At 35.5% G+C, this 17,361-nt stretch carries 20 protein-coding genes, 1 tRNA gene and 1 pseudogene; 15 read left to right on the forward strand and 7 right to left on the reverse strand.

The genetic code is table 11. From position 1 onward, the window contains the following. Positions 1-10: 10 nt before the first annotated feature. Both HBL79_RS04615 and HBL79_RS04620 read right to left on the reverse strand, forming a co-directional pair. On the reverse strand, positions 11-982 hold the full coding sequence (locus tag HBL79_RS04615; RefSeq protein ID WP_035684939.1) for a calcium/sodium antiporter: 972 nt from the start codon (positions 980-982) through the stop codon (positions 11-13). A gap of 181 nt (positions 983-1,163) precedes the next feature. Next, a tRNA-Asn gene (locus HBL79_RS04620) sits at positions 1,164-1,239 on the reverse strand. 391 nt (positions 1,240-1,630) lie between these two features. On the opposite strand from HBL79_RS04620, the gene uvrB reads away from it, so the two are divergent. The 4 genes from uvrB to HBL79_RS04640 all read left to right on the forward strand — a co-directional run bounded on the left by uvrB (position 1,631) and on the right by HBL79_RS04640 (position 6,627). Continuing rightward, the gene (uvrB, locus tag HBL79_RS04625; protein WP_035684933.1) at positions 1,631-3,667 is read left to right on the forward strand and encodes an excinuclease ABC subunit UvrB; all 2,037 of its coding nucleotides are present in this window, start codon (positions 1,631-1,633) and stop codon (positions 3,665-3,667) included. A 130-nt stretch (positions 3,668-3,797) separates the two neighbouring features. Continuing rightward, positions 3,798-4,463, forward strand: coding sequence for a glycosyltransferase family 25 protein (locus tag HBL79_RS04630; protein ID WP_035684930.1), 666 nt, complete (start codon positions 3,798-3,800; stop codon positions 4,461-4,463). Between the two features lie 465 nt (positions 4,464-4,928). Continuing rightward, positions 4,929-5,582 (forward strand): glycosyltransferase family 25 protein, encoded by a 654-nt coding sequence (locus tag HBL79_RS04635; protein WP_035685259.1) that lies wholly within the window; start codon positions 4,929-4,931, stop codon positions 5,580-5,582. Continuing rightward, a complete protein-coding gene (locus HBL79_RS04640) occupies positions 5,575-6,627 on the forward strand; it encodes a glycosyltransferase family 9 protein (RefSeq protein WP_035684927.1) in 1,053 nt (350 codons plus the stop codon). Before HBL79_RS04635 ends, HBL79_RS04640 begins: the two co-directional genes overlap by 8 nt. Positions 6,628-6,644: 17 nt before the next feature. On the opposite strand, the gene HBL79_RS04645 is transcribed toward HBL79_RS04640, so the two are convergent. Beyond that, positions 6,645-7,514: a fructosamine kinase family protein gene (locus HBL79_RS04645; RefSeq protein ID WP_035684924.1), complete on the reverse strand. Its 870-nt coding sequence runs from the start codon at positions 7,512-7,514 to the stop codon at positions 6,645-6,647. A 151-nt stretch (positions 7,515-7,665) separates the two neighbouring features. Between HBL79_RS04645 and HBL79_RS04650 the strand changes: the two are divergent. Next, positions 7,666-7,731 (forward strand): annotated as a pseudogene (locus HBL79_RS04650) (glutaredoxin); the annotation flags it as partial. Positions 7,732-7,947: 216 nt separating this feature from the next. Then, positions 7,948-9,159: a tyrosine-type recombinase/integrase gene (locus HBL79_RS04655; protein ID WP_035684922.1), complete on the forward strand. Its 1,212-nt coding sequence runs from the start codon at positions 7,948-7,950 to the stop codon at positions 9,157-9,159. A gap of 38 nt (positions 9,160-9,197) precedes the next feature. Here the strand turns inward: HBL79_RS04655 and HBL79_RS04660 are convergent, their stop codons facing one another. Continuing rightward, positions 9,198-9,623, reverse strand: coding sequence for a helix-turn-helix domain-containing protein (locus HBL79_RS04660; RefSeq protein WP_035684920.1), 426 nt, complete (start codon positions 9,621-9,623; stop codon positions 9,198-9,200). 150 nt (positions 9,624-9,773) lie between these two features. Between HBL79_RS04660 and HBL79_RS04665 the strand changes: the two genes are divergently transcribed. The 5 genes from HBL79_RS04665 (at position 9,774) to HBL79_RS04685 (ending at position 11,840) form a co-directional block, all read left to right on the forward strand. Then, positions 9,774-9,917: a hypothetical protein gene (locus tag HBL79_RS04665; protein ID WP_156127767.1), complete on the forward strand. Its 144-nt coding sequence runs from the start codon at positions 9,774-9,776 to the stop codon at positions 9,915-9,917. Between the two features lie 38 nt (positions 9,918-9,955). Then, positions 9,956-10,417 carry a YccF domain-containing protein gene (locus tag HBL79_RS04670; protein ID WP_035684917.1) on the forward strand — a complete coding sequence of 154 codons (462 nt, stop codon included), beginning with the start codon at positions 9,956-9,958 and terminating at the stop codon, positions 10,415-10,417. 13 nt (positions 10,418-10,430) lie between these two features. Then, positions 10,431-11,078, forward strand: a complete 648-nt coding sequence (locus tag HBL79_RS04675) for a hypothetical protein (protein ID WP_124994822.1) — start codon at positions 10,431-10,433, stop codon at positions 11,076-11,078. A 369-nt stretch (positions 11,079-11,447) separates the two neighbouring features. Continuing rightward, complete coding sequence (locus HBL79_RS04680) at positions 11,448-11,636, forward strand: hypothetical protein (RefSeq protein ID WP_035684911.1); 189 nt, start codon at positions 11,448-11,450, stop codon at positions 11,634-11,636. Between the two features lie 51 nt (positions 11,637-11,687). Then, a complete protein-coding gene (locus tag HBL79_RS04685; RefSeq protein ID WP_081637501.1) occupies positions 11,688-11,840 on the forward strand; it encodes a helix-turn-helix domain-containing protein in 153 nt (50 codons plus the stop codon). Between the two features lie 68 nt (positions 11,841-11,908). Here the strand turns inward: HBL79_RS04685 and HBL79_RS04690 are convergent, their stop codons facing one another. After that, entirely contained in the window at positions 11,909-12,544 is a 636-nt protein-coding gene (locus tag HBL79_RS04690; protein WP_233570718.1) for a helix-turn-helix domain-containing protein, read from the reverse strand. Between the two features lie 60 nt (positions 12,545-12,604). After that, the gene (locus HBL79_RS12455; RefSeq protein WP_325048922.1) at positions 12,605-12,862 is read right to left on the reverse strand and encodes a replication initiation protein; all 258 of its coding nucleotides are present in this window, start codon (positions 12,860-12,862) and stop codon (positions 12,605-12,607) included. Between the two features lie 599 nt (positions 12,863-13,461). Between HBL79_RS12455 and grxB the strand changes: the two genes are divergently transcribed. Both grxB and thrS read left to right on the forward strand, forming a co-directional pair. Then, entirely contained in the window at positions 13,462-14,019 is a 558-nt protein-coding gene (grxB, locus tag HBL79_RS04695; RefSeq protein ID WP_051128063.1) for a glutaredoxin 2, read from the forward strand. A gap of 193 nt (positions 14,020-14,212) precedes the next feature. Beyond that, positions 14,213-16,144: a threonine--tRNA ligase gene (thrS, locus tag HBL79_RS04700; RefSeq protein ID WP_035684902.1), complete on the forward strand. Its 1,932-nt coding sequence runs from the start codon at positions 14,213-14,215 to the stop codon at positions 16,142-16,144. Positions 16,145-16,407: 263 nt separating this feature from the next. Here the strand turns inward: thrS and HBL79_RS04705 are convergent, their stop codons facing one another. Continuing rightward, positions 16,408-16,584: a hypothetical protein gene (locus tag HBL79_RS04705; RefSeq protein WP_156127769.1), complete on the reverse strand. Its 177-nt coding sequence runs from the start codon at positions 16,582-16,584 to the stop codon at positions 16,408-16,410. A 180-nt stretch (positions 16,585-16,764) separates the two neighbouring features. Between HBL79_RS04705 and HBL79_RS04710 the strand changes: the two genes are divergently transcribed. Both HBL79_RS04710 and HBL79_RS04715 read left to right on the forward strand, forming a co-directional pair. Next, positions 16,765-17,037 (forward strand): BrnT family toxin, encoded by a 273-nt coding sequence (locus tag HBL79_RS04710; protein ID WP_035684900.1) that lies wholly within the window; start codon positions 16,765-16,767, stop codon positions 17,035-17,037. Next, positions 17,018-17,305, forward strand: coding sequence for a BrnA antitoxin family protein (locus tag HBL79_RS04715; protein WP_035684898.1), 288 nt, complete (start codon positions 17,018-17,020; stop codon positions 17,303-17,305). Before HBL79_RS04710 ends, HBL79_RS04715 begins: the two co-directional genes overlap by 20 nt. Positions 17,306-17,361: the final 56 nt, after the last annotated feature.

Genomic DNA, 17,361 nt, shown 5'->3' on the forward strand with positions numbered 1-17,361 from the left:
ATTTAAAAAATTAAAGTGCGGTGTAAATTAGTAGAGAATTATAAGCCACATAGCATAAAAACAATATTAGTCCTTCAATGCGGTTGATTTTTCCGTTGTTGTTTTTGAAGCCGTAGCCGAAGAAAAAGAGCAGGGCGGTTAAGGCGATCATCACTAACATATCACGATTAAATACTTCTGGCGTGGCTGTAATCGGGCTGATAGCCCCAGCGATACCGACAACCGCAAGGGTGTTAAATAGGTTTGAGCCGATGATATTTCCCACTGCAAGATCTAGCTCGCTCTTTTTGGCAGCCATAATGGAAGCGGCTAATTCGGGTAAGGACGTGCCGATGGCAACAATGGTTAAACCGATGATTAAATCGCTCACACCTAAATATGTGGCGATGTTTACTGCTCCCCAAACTAAAAGCTGAGAACTTCCCATTAATAATAGAAGCCCGATAACAAGCCAAAATAAGGCGGTTTTCAATGGCATTTGTGGTTTTTCTTGCAATTCTTCTGTAATGTCTTGCTCGAGGCTGTCACTTGGTTGTTTTCTCCCTTGCCAAATTGTCCAGCCCATATAGAGCGTGAACGCCGTCAATAAAATCAGTGCGTCAAGGCGAGAAATCGTGGTATCATAAATTAATAAGGCAGAAAGTAAGGTAACCAGCATTAAGACGGGCAATTCTTTTTTTAGCACTTGCGAATTGACCATAATTGGCTTAATCATTGCGGTTAAGCCGAGAATTAAAGCGATATTGGTAATGTTAGAGCCGTAGGCGTTTCCTAAGGCGATGCCGGGGTTATGGTTTAAGGCGGAGAGGGCAGAAACCATAATTTCAGGGGCGGACGTGCCAAAGCCAATAATCACGATGCCAATCAATAAAGGCGACATTCCTAAATAGCGAGCAAGAGAGGCTGCTCCGTCGATAAAGCGATCGGCACTCCAAACTAAGATGAGTAATCCCACAACAATGGCGAGAATCGATAAAAGCATTTGTATATCCTATAAATATAAAATGTAGATTGTATTACCACCTATTTTAGCGGTTATACACAATGAATTGCGAATTTTAGAAAAAATAAAAGCCCATAAGGAGGATATGGGCTTTAAACTCTTTTGGTATTCAATAGCTTTTATAAAAGGAGACAAATAAAAACCACCAAAAAGAGAAATTTGGCTCCTCCTGCTGGACTTGAACCAGCGACATACGGATTAACAGTCCGCCGTTCTACCGACTGAACTAAGGAGGAATAATTCTGTATCACAAGGAATTGGTCGCAGATGATAATGATCTCGCATTACATTGTCAACAGGCGAATGAAAAAATTTTTGAAAAATTATGTTCTTTTTTTATATCCACAGAGCCTGTGGATAAGTCTGTGAGTTTTTATTTGAAAAATGCGTCAATCCCTTGTAAAAACTGGTATTTTTAGTATTGGATATAAAATTGATTGTAAAATAACATTATGATATTTATCAATGAGTTATAAAAAATCTAGAAAAATTTTCAAAAAAAATATGTATTTTTTGCTATTTCAATCTTGACAAATATAAGTCTGTGTAAAACTTGAATTTTTACTCTGAGCAAAAAGCAAAAAACTATGCTAAAATTAACCGCACTTTTGGGACAAGGCATTTTTTATGAGTAACAAAATTAAGGGCAAACCTTTTATTCTCCATTCTGATTTTTCACCTTCAGGTGATCAACCACAGGCGATCGAAATGCTCTGTGAAAATCTTAATGCTGGTTTAGCACATCAAACCCTACTTGGTGTAACGGGGTCAGGAAAAACGTTCACAATCGCCAACGTGATTGCAAAATTAAACCGTCCAGCAATGTTACTTGCTCCAAATAAAACCCTTGCCGCTCAACTTTATGCAGAAATGAAAGCTTTCTTTCCTGAAAATGCGGTGGAATATTTTGTGTCGTATTATGATTATTACCAGCCTGAAGCCTATGTACCGAGTAGTGATACCTTTATTGAAAAAGATGCTTCAGTTAATGATCAAATTGAACAAATGCGATTGTCTGCCACGAAATCTTTTTTAGAACGCCGCGATACCATCGTTGTTGCCTCAGTGTCTGCTATTTATGGATTGGGTGATCCGGATAGCTACCTCAAAATGATGTTGCATTTGCAAACAGGAGCGATTATTAATCAGCGTCAAATTTTGGCAAAACTGGCGGAGTTGCAATATACCCGTAATGATCAAGCTTTCCAACGAGGAACATTCCGCGTACGTGGTGAAATTATTGATATATTTCCTGCGGAATCGGATAACCAAGCTATTCGCATTGAATTATTTGATGACGAAATCGAACGGCTCAGCTTATTTGATCCGCTGACTGGAGCAAATTTTGGTGCTGTGCCACGCTACACGATCTACCCGAAAACGCATTATGTCACCCCTCGTGAACGGATTTTAGAAGCTATTGATCAAATTAAAATTGAGCTGGCTAAACGGCGAGAATATTTCATCAAAGAAAATAAATTATTAGAAGAACAACGTATCACACAACGAACATTGTTTGATATTGAAATGATGAACGAGCTAGGCTACTGTTCAGGAATTGAAAATTACTCCCGCTATTTATCGGGACGTAAGGAGGGCGATCCGCCACCAACCTTGTTTGATTATTTGCCTCTTGATGGCTTACTGATTATTGATGAATCGCACGTTACCATTCCCCAAATCGGCGGAATGTACCGTGGCGACCGCTCACGCAAAGAAACGTTAGTGGAATATGGCTTCCGCTTACCATCAGCACTGGATAACCGCCCATTAAAATTTGAAGAATTTGAACGCTTAGCACCGCAAACGATTTATGTTTCTGCCACGCCGGGCCCTTACGAATTAGAAAAATCGGGCAGTGAAATTATCGATCAAGTGGTGCGACCAACGGGCTTGCTTGATCCTGTAATTGAAATTCGCCCTGTTGCCATTCAAGTTGATGATTTGCTTTCTGAAGCAAAACAAAGAGCGGATAAAAATGAACGGGTTTTAGTTACCACGCTCACCAAACGAATGGCGGAAGATCTCACGGATTACCTTGAAGAACACGGCGTGCGTGTGCGTTATTTGCATTCCGATATTGACACGGTGGAACGAGTTGAAATTATCCGCGATCTCCGCTTAGGGGAATTCGACGTGCTAGTGGGAATTAACTTATTGCGGGAAGGGCTGGATATTCCCGAAGTGTCCCTTGTTGCCATTTTAGATGCGGATAAAGAAGGCTTCTTGCGTTCCGAACGCTCGCTAATCCAAACCATTGGGCGTGCGGCGAGAAATCTTAATGGTAAAGCCATTTTGTATGCAGATCACATCACCAAATCAATGGAAAAAGCCATCACAGAAACCAACCGCCGCCGCGAAAAACAAATGAAATATAATGCAGAGCAGGGCATTGTACCGCAGGCATTAAACAAAAAAGTGGGCGAATTGCTCGACATTGGACAAGGTGCAACAAATAACAAAGCGAAAAGCAAACAAAAACAAAAAACAGTGTCAGAACCGACCGCACTTTACCAACCGCTCAACGCCAAGGAATTTCAGCAACAAGTTAAAAAACTGGAACAACAAATGTACAAACACGCCCAAGATCTGGAATTTGAAAAAGCCGCCGCAGTGCGGGATCAGCTGCAGCAATTGAGGGAAAGATTTTTAGATTTGAAGTAAATGAAATTTGAAATCCCCAGGTTTTATATAAATCAATATAAATATATAAAATAGGTTTTTATTATCAAAAAATAGGAGGCTATAATGCTGAACGAACGAACGAACGAACGAACGAACGAACGAACGAACGATACCACCGATATTTGTAATTAGTTTAAAACATTCTTCACGAAGAGAGTTTATTTCTGCCCGATTATTAAGTTTAGGACTCAGCTTTGAATTTTTTGATGCAGTGTATGGAAAAGAATTAGAGGAGAATGATTTAGCTAAGGTTGATTTTTCTTTTTACTCGAAAGAGTATAATTCATTAAAGCCACTCACATTAGGTGAAATAGGATGTGCTATGAGCCATATTAAGCTCTATGAACATATTGTAAAAAACAACATTTCTGAAGCAATTATTCTTGAAGATGATGCAATTGTATCACTTTATTTTGAAGATATTTTAAGAGCGGCTTTAAAAAAACTTTCGTCATCTAAAGAAATTTTATTTTTAGATCATGGCAAAGCGAAAGTATGGCCTTTAATGCGTAGTTTACCAGAACGTTATCGTTTAGCTAGATATCGTTCTCCATCTAGAAAATCTAAACGTTGTATTATTAAGACCACGGCTTATTTGATTACTTTAAATGGGGCGAAAAAATTGTTAAAGCAGGCTTATCCAATTAGAATGCCGGCTGATTTCTTGACAGGGTTGCTTCAATTAACAGGAATAAAAGCCTATGGCATTGAACCTCCTTGTGTATTTGGAAGTAATGACTCTGAGATTGATAAAATAGAAAATCGGTATGAGTAATATATAGTATGAAAGAGCAATTAAGAAAATTGAGATTAAAAGTCGGAAAGCTTTTACTTGATAAAAAAATTGTAGATAATTTGCCAGCTAGCCAGTATTCTTTTTCTTCGCAAGATGGGTAGATCGGGGAGCTATATTGTAAGTTCTTTTGCATTCCGAGAAATAAAGCGTTTTAATCCAACGATTATAAGATATTTAAACTATTAAATGGTCAGGATAAACTTAGTATTTATAAAGAGAATATAAAATCACATCTTCAGATTTTTTTCTGAAGATTGTATTAAGTATAATTTTAAAATGTTGGTAAAGTCTGTTATTGAAGATAAAATTAAAGCTCAAAAAAATTCTATTTAATAAGATAGTTTTTGTAATTAAGAAATAGGTGACTATAATGCTAAACAAACAAACAAACAAACAAACAAACAAACAAACAAACAACAAACAAACAAACAAACATTACCACCAATATTCATTATTAGTTTAAAAAATTCTCCAAGAAGGGAAGTTATTAGTAAGAGATTGCATAGCTTAGGATTAGAGTTTGAGTTTTTTGATGCTGTTTATGGGAAGTATTTGGGTGAAGCAGAATTAAAGGAAGTGGATTTTAATTTTTATCCTGAGAACTATAATGCAAAAAAGCTAACTTTAGGAGAAATAGGCTGTGCAAAAAGTCATATCTCTTTATATGAGCATATGATAAAGAATAATATTCCACAAGCAATTATTTTTGAAGATGATGCTATTATATCACATAATTTTAGAGAATTGATTTTGTCAGCATTGGATAAACTACCGGCTAAAGGAGAAATTTTATTTTTATTTCATGGTAAAGCCAAAGTATATCCTTTTATGCGATCTTTACCTGAACGTTATCGATTAGCGAGATATAGAACTCCATCTAAAAAATCTCGTCGTACAATAATTGGAACTGTGGGATATTTCATTACTCAAAAAGGAGCTAAAAAATTACTAGATGTTGCTTATCCAATTAGAATGCCATCAGATTTTCTGACCGGAGGGATTCAGATAACAGGAATAATAGCCTATGGAATAGAACCCCCTTGTATTTTTACTGATTTACATTCAGAAATAGATGAAATAGAAAATCGTTATGAGTAATATTAAAAATATCTTAAGAGAATTACGATTAAAGGCCGGAAAGCTTTTACTCGATAAAAAAAGTTCAGATAATTTTTCTGATAACCTGCCAATGAGTATCCTTTTTCTTAGACAAGATGGGAAAATAGGAGACTACATTGTGAGTTCGTTTGCATTCCGAGAAATAAAGCGTTTTAATCCAACGATTAAAATTGGTGTGGTATGTACGAAGCAAAATGCTTATCTATTTGAGCAAAATCCCTATATTGATCAATTATATTTTGTTAAGAAAAAGAATATTTTTGATTATATAAAGTGTGGGTTAAAACTTAGAAAAGAACATTATGATCTAGTTATCGATCCTACCATTATGATACGTAATCGTGATTTACTCCTATTACGCTTGATTAAAGCAAAAAATTATTTTGGATTTCATAAAGAAGATTATAAGTTATTTAACCTAAATCTATCTCAACAAGATATACACTTTTCTGAGGTATATAGAAAAGCATTGGAAAAAATAGGGATTACTATTGATAATATAAAATATGACATCCCAAATACTAAAGTAGAAGATGAAGAAATTAAATATTTTTTACAGACTAATCAAATAAGAAATTATATTGCGATAAATTTTTACGGAGCATCAAGTTCAAGGAAGTTTTCTGACGAACGAATAAAACAAATTTTACAATATATTACCTCAATCATTTTAGATAAACATATTATTATTCTAAGTTACCCAGAGGTTACTAATAAATTAAGAACAATAGCAAAAGAATTTAAAAATGTATTTGTTCATAATACACAAAATATTTTTCATACTATATCGCTTATTAAATATTGTGATCAATTAATTTCCCCAGATACATCAAGTGTCCATATAGCGTCAGGTTTTAATAAACCTATCATCGGAATTTATAGTGAAGATAAGACAAACTTTACTCATTGGAAACCAATATCAGAAAAAGTAAATATTCTATTTTATCAAAATGATATTAATGAAATTAACCCTGAACAATTTCTAAAGAAGTGGTTTGAGTGTAAATTAGTTAATTTTGAGTAAGTAATAAAAAATAGAAATTATTCTTTTTTTAATAATATTTGCTTAATTACACTTGTTGTTAAATCAACATAATGCCCAAAAAATCGATGACTAAAATTCAATAAGTAATAAAGCTGATAAATTTTTTTTCGTTGTGGATGGCCTTCGTCAAGCGGAAAAGTGCGGTGGTAATTTTGATAGAATTTTTCGGGGAAAGGTTGGAATAATTTGCTAAAGGCGAGATCACATTCACGATCACCCCAGTAGCAGGCGGGATCGTAGATGAATGGTTGGTGATTTATCATCGCACAGTTTTCAATCCAAAGATTGCCGTGCAATAAGGACGGTCTAGGTTGATGCTTGGCTAAACGGTGGGCGACTAATGAAACCAGTTCATCAATATTAGCAAATTCTAGCCCTTTCTCTTTACAGATCTGTAATTGCCAGCCAATGCGTTGTTCGCTGAAAAATTTTGCCCAATTATCTGACCAACCATTTGGCTGATAAACTGGTCCAAGCCAAGTGTCAAAATCGAGTCCGTAATGCTCGGCATTGCTCCATTGGTGCAAGTTGGCTAATTGCGAGCCAAATTGTGCCATTGATTGTTCGTTAGGTTCGCTGAATGGAAGGGCTTCTAGCAGTAGAAAACTGTGGTTTTGTGAACAGCCTACGCCGTAAACTTGCGGTACTTGAATCGTCCCTGTTTTGGCTAGTAATTCCAGCTGATCGGCTTCGGCACGAAACATAGAGCGGTAGGATTTTTCATTAATTTTAACAAAAACGGGCTGGATTCCATCATCAATAATCCAAGCTTCGTGCATTTCGCCAGTATGCACTTTGCGTTTTTGCTTGATAAAATAATATGCACCAAGATGTTCGGCTAAAACTTGAGAAATTGATTTCCACATAAGTCCCCCATATTCAACTTGAATTGCACTTTAATGGTAAAGGAAATTGGCAAAATAATCTGTGATGAACTTCAAGTTTTTTATTTTCGGATGGAAAAATTTGCGGTAAGGTGTGAGAAATGAGTGAAAGTCCATTTATTGAGGAGAAAAAATGAAATTATACGTTTATGATCATTGCCCATTTTGCGTGCGTGCTAGAATGATTTTTGGTTTAAAAATTTCTCATATATTCCATAGTGTATCAAGATATATCTAAATCCCTTTATTATCAAAGGATTTACACGATTTTAGTAACCTATTATAATTCAGAATATATCACTATAATTCAGGTTTTTAGTAACCATATTGGTATCTAAGAACAGTGAAACTAAATTTCGTGGTTACCAAAATCTGATTTGTGTCTATATTTTGAGCTGATTATATGAGGTGGTTTATGGCCAAAAAGGTTCATCAACTTGTTGATACTGAAATCAAAAAAGCAAAAATACGAGATAAACCCTATACATTAACTGATGGTGGCGGACTGTTTTTATTGATTTCAACAACAGGTTCAAAATCTTGGCGTTTCAACTATTATCACCCAATGACTAAAAAAAGAACAAAAATGTCACTGGGTATGTACCCAACTGTTGGTTTATCAAAAGCTCGTTCATTACGAGATGAATATAAGAAACTACTGGCTGATGATATTGATCCACAAGAACACATCAAATCTCAAAAACAAGACAAATTACAATCAGCAAAAAATACTTTTTTGGCTGTTGCTGAACAATGGAAACAAAAGAAATCTGCTGAAATCAAATCGGCAACACTAAACAACCATTGGCGTAGATTGCAACTTTATGCCTTTCCTGAATTAGCTGATGTGCCCATTTCTCTAATCAAACCACTACAAGTGACTGAAATGGTAGCCCCTTTATTCCAACGTGGTGTCAAGGCTACTGGCATATCTTTATTGCAAACAATCAATGAAATTATGAGATTTGCTGTCAATCGTGGCATTATTGAATTTAACAAATGTGCTGATATTGCTGACACTTTTACCAAAGCTAAATCAACACATCACCCAACAATTCGTCCAGAAGATTTACCTGAATTTTTTGCGACATTGCGTGATTCACACGCTGATTTGGTGATTAAGTCATTGATTGAATTTTCATTACTAACAATGGCAAGGCCCAAAGAGGCTGCTAATGCTCAATGGGCTGAAATTGATTTTGAACAATCATTGTGGAACATACCAGCTGAACGAATGAAAATGAAACGAGAATTTACCATTCCGTTATCCAAACAAGCGATCAAAATTTTACATAAATTGCAAAAAATAACTGGTCGCAGTCCTTATATTTTCCAAAGTATGAAGAAACCTTCACAACCGATTGGTTCACAAGTTGCAAATAACACCATTAAACAAATGGGATATAAGGGTAAATTAACCTCTCACGGTTTACGTTCAATCGGCAACACTTATTTGAGTGAAAAATTTATTAATGTGAATGTTGAAATCATTGAGGCTTGTTTATCACACCGCAGTTCAAACCAAGTACGGAATGCTTATAATCGTTCAACCTTTCTTGAACAGCGTAAACCTCTAATGAATGATTGGGGGGATTTTGTTGAAGATTGTATCAAAAAAAGCATTTAGATGATGTAATAGGGCTATTAAATTGTAGCCCTATATTTCTATGCTTTACCTTTTAAAATCTCAATCATCTCTTTTAATGCCTTTATTTCACTATCTTTTTGTTCTAATAATTTTTGTAATAGTGTTTCTTTTTCTTCCAAAAGTTGTTGGCTATGTGCTAAAGATAACTTTAATTTTTCAATTTCTATCATCAATGATGTTTCATTGTTACCTTGAAATGATGACCCTAAATGTGAATTCTCATTAATTTGCAAAAAGACATTTTTCTCACCTGATGAAATCAGCTCAACAAAATCAATGTCTAAAACTTGAGCTATTTGCTCTAGTTTATCTAAATATAGCTTTGTTTCACCACGCTCAATCTTGGCATAACCATTGAGCGACATATGCATTCTATCTGCCATTTGCTCTTGTGACCAATCTTTTGCTTCCCTTAACTTTCGGATCTTTTCGTTAATATTCATTTTTACCCACAAATTTGATGTCTTATAAACACTAATAGTGGTTTCAATTTACACAGTTTGTTGCTAGATGACAAGCCTTTTTTCATTATAATGACTGTATGATTGTAAAATCATGATACTATTAATCTAAGTAAACTATAAGGAAAATTTATGCTAGAAGGTCGTTTAATTGGAATTACTATTATTCTTTTAGTAATTCTTCTGATATTAATTTTATCTTTAGGTGTGAATGTATATTCAGTAATTACTAATAAAAGAACTCTAAAAAATTTGGAGAAAAATTCAAATAATTAAAATCATCATAATTATAACGTCATTTTAGGAATAACTTTATGCGAGCACTAGCAAATGTATTATGGCATATTCCATTTTGTGGATTTTTGACATCATTATTCTGTTTTATATTTGGATCTATTCTAACCTTAACTATTATTGGAGCACCTATTGGTTTGGGATTGATTCAGTATTCCAAATTTCTACTATTACCATTCCAATATGAAATGATTAAAAAATCAGATACAGATATTGAACAAAATAAAATCTGGAAAGTGTATGGATTTTTATTAAAAATTATCTACATTCCTATTATTGGTTTACCTTTAGTACTAATAAGCTGCTTACAAATTCTTCTCTCTATGATTTCTATCATTGGTATCCCTTGTGCGATTGTGGTTGCAAAATCATTAGGTACAATATTCCAACCTGTTGATAGAATTTGTGTACCACGCTTGGTTGCAAATGCAATTCATCAACATAATGCGGAAGAACAAATGAAAAAATATATCAAAGGCTAACAGGATAAATTTTATGAAAATATCATCGTCTGCTATCATATTTGCTTCTCTAGCTATTATGTTCTCATCAAGCTCTTTTGCAAATAATTTTAATGATTTAATTGCTTGGGATTTAGAACAAGTAAAGGTTAGAACAAAACTTGAAACTGCCACTGGTGAAGAAAAAATAAAATTAACTCAACGTTGGTTTCAATTATGTAATCAGGGAAAGATAATGCAATATATTCAGCCTTATGCTGATTGTGAAGAACTGATTGCACCAAAGCAAACTTCATCATCTAAACAGAATAATCAAGTTAAAAATAGTAAAGCACAAGGTAATAAAACTCAAAATACTAATACTCAACTCCAATCATCAAAATATCTATCTGTTTTCAAATATGCTGTTCTTGAAAAGGCAACTCCTGAAGATAGTAAAGAATTGACCGATCAAGTTAAAATAGAAGTAACGGTTAAAAATACATCAAACTACCACGTTACAGGACGTTGGGGAGCAAAATATTATCCTGGCAGAGCTGAAAAATATATTAACAACTTTGACCGCTGTATGATTGAATATGTAGCTGATTTTGGTGCTGAATTAAATGATGCTATTTATGGTATTCGAGAATGCCAAATTAAAACAAACCAATTACCACATTTAAATGCAAGATTTGAATAGGAATTCCTAAATGAAATAGATTATTTCTACTATCCAATATTGTGAATACAAAGCAAAATTTAACAAATGTTAAAAAAAATAAAGATCTTCATAGTGTGATTATTGTAATCTATTATGTTAATGAGGCAGATGAAGAAAGTGGTCCTGATTGTGGAAATTGGTGTACAACATCAATACCTTTGGCACAGTTTTTCAAGTAGCAATAATCTCATAGTAAAAATGCTCCAAATGATCCCTAGCTGATCTTTTTATCATACCCAATGGGGTAAATCATTCTTTATTTTAAAAAGCCCCTATGATTCATTTAGGGGCTTTTTAGATCACATAAATAATTTATATAATTATAAAATGTGTACACAAGGATAAAAGATGATGAAAAGGTTACCTAGAGTTCCACCACACTCTGATTCAGATACCTCAGCTCTACTTGAAGCTTTATTGCAAAAACTAGAATATGAAGAGCTTATTTTCTTGCTCAGAATGTTTCAACGTGATTTACGAGCCAAACATTTACTTGCAAGAAAAATTAAAAAAGTTATCAATTTGAAGTTATCTTAATAAAAATTCGTGTTAGCCTCTTTTTAAATTCATTAAACAAGAGAGGTTTATATGTTACTTCAAGACAATATCGATTACTATTTCACTATTCAAGAATTACAAGAGCGCTTCCGTGTTAGTCGTTCTACAATCTTGCGTCTAATTGAGTCAGGAAAATTAATTGCAATTAAAATCGGACGACAAATTCGCATTCCTGAATCATAGATTTTAAGCTATCTTGATAGTTGCAAAGTATAAAAAAATAAGCCATCAAAATTTGATGGCTTATTTACTTATGGTTTATGACGTTTAAAACACATTTTAGCATTGCCTTCAGTAATTGACAATCTTTCAGCTATTTCACGCCATTTTAATCCTTGATTTCTAAGGCTTGTAATCTGTTGATATTTTAACCCTGAATCTGTTTCTGAACCCCACTCAAATTCTTTCGCCCAACGATGGATTGTGCTTAAACTAACACCAAATTGTTGAGCAATTTGTTTTAACGATAAATTAGGCTTATTTTTATCAAATGTCTCTATCAATAATTTCTTTTTCTCTTGTTGATTTTTCCACCGCTTTTTAGATCTACTAGATTGAATCTGGCTAAATTGTGATTGGCTAAATCGTTCCCAAATCCAGCGTGCAGCACTTTTAGCGATACCTTTTAACTCACGATATGGCAAAGGTGGATGTTGATTTTGGTTTAAACTTTCTAACAAAGATAACAAATATTGATTAAATTGATATAACTTTTTATCTGATTGCTTAAATTGTAGTACTTCTCGATAACCAATGCGTTTAATCTGATTAAACAAATCACAGTTTCTGCCCTCAGCAACATCATCATTATAGTGAAATATTGGATTATCAGATAAATTAACGAAGTCTGCCAAATAATCTAAACTATATGCTGGTACATTGAACACAAATGTCCGCCAGAAATCGGAATTTGGATTTTTTGTGAATACACCAACATAATGTTTGTCCTATCCCAACTTGTCGGAATAAGCTTTTTGTATTTTCTTAAAATAAACAATTGGCTTTATTCGTGCATTTTGCGTATTGCAAATAGGTGTTTCAAGTGCATAAATATAATGACACCGACCATTTTCTTTATTTTGTACAATAATATTCGGCGACGGCAGCCCAACCAACTCCCAGTCCATTGCTGAATTCTTACGATCTAAATCGAATACCATAAACTTGATGAATAAATCATTAAATTGAATATACTTGTGTTTCAGAGCAACATCTTTGGGGTTTAACCATACACCATCACCAAAGCAGTCTGTCTATTTTATTCGATGTTGTAAACTGTTATTAAAATCATCTAGCGTATAAATTTTCTGATTAAACATATTAACCTCTCTATTATTAGTAACAAAGTTTTAAACCATATCAGATAATAATGAATATATTATTTGATTTAATTATCTAGTAACAAAATATCATCCCATATCAGATATTAATGATTAAATTAATAATATGAAGAATATTATGGCTGATTAATGGTTACAAGGATTAAACATTGATTGAACTAAGAACTAAAATACAGAAGAATCTTGACTCAATCAATATTGTTCCTCAAGACTACACCAGAAAAACTCTCAAATAACTTGAGATTTAACCTTTTTGTAAAATTTAGTATAATTTATCAGCAGTTGAATCAAGAGTTCGAAAAGATCATTTATTGATCATAATTAACTGGATGCATTTCATTATAGTAACCATTTTAGTAACCAAATTAAGACAACAAAAAACATAATGGTATGATTTATATTGGTTTTTATGTCTTAAAACAATTTTGGGTTTAAAAAATATACCAGTGGAAAAGGTGGTATTGTTGAGTGATGATGAAACTACGCCCGTTTCGCTTATCGGCAAAAAAATGGCACCGATTTTGATCAAAGAGGACGGCACGGCAATGCCAGAAAGTTTAGACATTGTGCATTATGTGGATCAAAATTATGGTGATCTGTTGTTGCCAGATGATGAGGTGCGTAGCGATCTTCAAGCGTGGATACAGGCAGTGAGCCGTTATTATAATCATCTTTTATTACCGCGTTTTGTGAAATTAGGCTTACCTGAATTTGCTACCCAAAGTGCGGTGGATTATTTCGTTAAAAAGAAAACGGAAAGTATTGGTGCTTTCGCCGAAAATCTGGCAAATTCCGCCCAATATATCGAAAAATTACAGCAAGATTTCACCGCACTTGAGTATTTAATTTTGTCAGAAAATGGTGTGAATGATCAGCTTTCTATGGAAGACATTTTGCTTTTCCCAATGTTGCGTAATCTCACTTGCGTGAAAGGGCTGAATTTCCCGCCGAAAGTAAAAGCCTATGTGGAAACAATGGCAAAATTATCTCAAGTGGAATTATATTTCGATAAAGCTGTTTAAGCGTAAAGAACGTTGGTTTTCACGACAAAATAGCGTATGATCGCCTATTCATTTTAGACCAACGAAGTTCACCAAAGTGCCGTGCTGGGCAATACATTGTAGGTATAAAAAGTGCGGTGCTTTTTTACTTCATTTTTTTAATTTTATCAACAAGTTACCTCTCGTATGGGTAACCACTGTATAAGGATTTTATATGCCAATTATTACTTTACCCGATGGCTCACAACGCCAATTCGACAAACCCGTTAGCGTGCTTGACGTGGCACAAGATATTGGTGCGGGGCTAGCTAAAGCCACTATCGCGGGGCGTGTGAACGGTGAACGCCGTGATGCCTGCGATTTGATCGAAGATGATGCAACGTTAGAAATCATCACCGCAAAAGACGAGGACGGATTAGAAATTATTCGCCACTCTTGTGCGCATTTATTAGGACACGCCATTAAACAGCTTTTCCCTGATGTGAAAATGGCAATCGGGCCAACTATCGAAAACGGCTTTTATTATGACGTGGATTTAGACCGCTCTTTAACGCAAGAAGATCTTGATGCCATTGAAAAAAGAATGCACGAGCTGGCAAAAACCAACTATGACGTGGTGAAAAAACGAGTAAGTTGGCAAGAAGCAAGAGATACGTTTGAACAGCGTGGCGAGCCGTACAAAATGGCGATTTTAGATGAGAATATCGAAAAAACCGCAACGCCAGCGCTTTATCATCATCAAGAATATATTGATATGTGCCGTGGGCCGCACGTGCCAAATATGCGTTTCTGCCATAACTTTAAATTACAAAAAGTGGCGGGTGCATACTGGCGTGGCGACAGCAAAAACAAGATGTTACAGCGTATTTACGGCACAGCGTGGGCAGATAAAAAACAATTGGCGGCCTATTTGCAACGTTTAGAAGAAGCAGCAAAACGCGATCACCGTAAAATTGGTAAAGCCCTTGATCTTTATCATATGCAAGAAGAAGCACCGGGTATGGTGTTCTGGCACAATGATGGTTGGACGATTTTCCGTGAGCTAGAAACCTTCGTGCGTACTAAATTGAAAGAGTATGATTATCAAGAAGTGAAAGGCCCATTTATGATGGATCGCGTTCTGTGGGAAAAAACAGGGCATTGGCAAAACTACGGTGATTTAATGTTCACGACTTCATCAGAAAATCGTGAATATGCCATTAAACCGATGAACTGCCCAGGACACGTGCAAATTTTCAACCAAGGCTTGAAATCGTATCGTGATCTGCCAATTCGTATGGCGGAATTTGGTTCGTGCCACCGTAACGAGCCATCAGGTTCATTGCACGGTTTAATGCGTGTACGCGGTTTTACTCAAGATGACGCACATATTTTCTGTACAGAAGATCAAATTGAAAGCGAAGTAACCAGTTGTATCCGTATGGTGTACGATATTTACAGCACCTTTGGTTTCAACAATATTCAAGTAAAACTTTCCACCCGCCCAGAAAAACGCATCGGTTCTGATGAAATGTGGGACAGAGCAGAACAGGGTTTAGCCAATGCCTTAAAACACAATGGCTTAGAATACGAAATCCAAGAGGGCGAAGGGGCATTCTATGGACCGAAAATTGAATTTGCCTTGCGTGATAGCCTCGATCGTGAATGGCAATGTGGCACAATCCAGCTTGATTTCGCCTTACCAGGTCGCTTAAATGCCTCTTATGTGGCGGAAGATAATGACCGCAGAACGCCAGTGATGATCCACCGTGCGATTTTAGGGTCATTAGAGCGTTTTATCGGCATTATCACCGAAGATTACGCAGGTTTCTTCCCACCTTGGCTTGCCCCAACCCAAGCGGTGGTGATGAACATTACCGACAGTCAAGCAGATTATGTAAAAGACGTAGTGAAAGCTCTTTCTGACGCAGGCTTGCGTGCCAAAGCCGATTTACGCAACGAAAAAATCGGCTTTAAAATCCGCGAACACACTTTAAAACGTGTACCTTATATGTTGGTCTGTGGTGATAAAGAAATTGCCGAAGGCAAAATTGCCGTGCGTACCCGTAAAGGTGCAGATTTAGGCACATTTACCGTGGCAGAATTCACTGAAATCCTGAAAAACCAAGTGAAAAACCGAGAGTTGAAATTGTTGGGGGAAGAGTAATCTTCATTCACGATCAAAAGGCTTAGCTTGGTAAGCTAAAAGTGATATGTCTTGGTTAAACCATTAGAGGGAGTAGATAGCTCCCTCTCAGAGCATTGCCCCCCCCTATACGAGTCGTATAGGGTTACTTAATTTAAGTCGCTCTGCGACTTTTCTATTCAGCCCCAGTGGGGCTAAACTTGACGAACCTAGCACGGCTTGTGCTAGGCTATGAGCTTTATCAGCAATCTAAGAGGGAGTATAGCTCCCTCTTATTTTTACCATTATTCAGAAGAACAAAAATAGTCGTATAGACAATAGCCAGCGTAGGCGATACCTGCAAAAAGTGCTGTTTTACCTGCGAAGATGGCGACTTTTGTTGCTGTGCAAGGTTCAGTGGCTTCTCTAATTTTTTCAAGTACTTCTTTGAGTGGATCGTCGTTAAAGTTCTCGTTTTCCATTGAAATGCTCCTTTGTTTCTTAATCTTGGCATTATTCTAATTGAGCAATGAAAAATCCGTGCGTCAGGTTGTGTCGCGAGGGAAAATTTTTTTATTTTTCTAATCAAAGAGCATTAAAAAGATTGCCACTTTACTATTTTGTATATACAATTAATTTGAATAGATGAACGGAAGCTCAAAATGAAAATTGAAATTGATCCGAATAAATCATTAAAAAATGAGAAAGAACGTGGCTTACCTTTTACGAAGATGGTGAAATTTGATTGGATAACCGCACTAATTTGGCAAGATCTTCGTTTTAATTATCCAGAGCCTCGTTATATTGCGTTAGGTTTAATTGATGACCGAGTACATATGGCTTGTGTTACGCCAATAGAACAAGGTGTGAGAGTGATCAGCTTTAGAAAGGCAAATAAGAGAGAGGTTAAGCGTTATGTCGAAAGTAGAAAATGAATTTAATGATATTCCATTAACAGACGAAGAATTGGCACAATTTCGCCCTGTGGCAGAAGTTATGCCAGCTGCTTTCACTAAAATGGTTTTTGAGCATACTGAAGCCATAAAGAAAAGTAGAGGCAAACAAAAAGCCCCAACCAAACAAGCGGTGAGCTTACGTCTTTCGCCCGAAGTGATCGCGGCGTTTAAGGCGACAGGGAAAGGCTGGCAAAGTCGAATTAATGACACCTTATTAAAGGCGATTAAAACCCTTGAGGTGAATTAATTTACGAGTTTTGCGAATTAGTTTTGGGCGTTGTGAAAGGGGTAAGCAGGATTTAA

The sequence above is a fragment of the Avibacterium paragallinarum genome, from assembly GCF_011765605.1.
Taxonomy (GTDB): domain Bacteria; phylum Pseudomonadota; class Gammaproteobacteria; order Enterobacterales; family Pasteurellaceae; genus Avibacterium; species Avibacterium paragallinarum.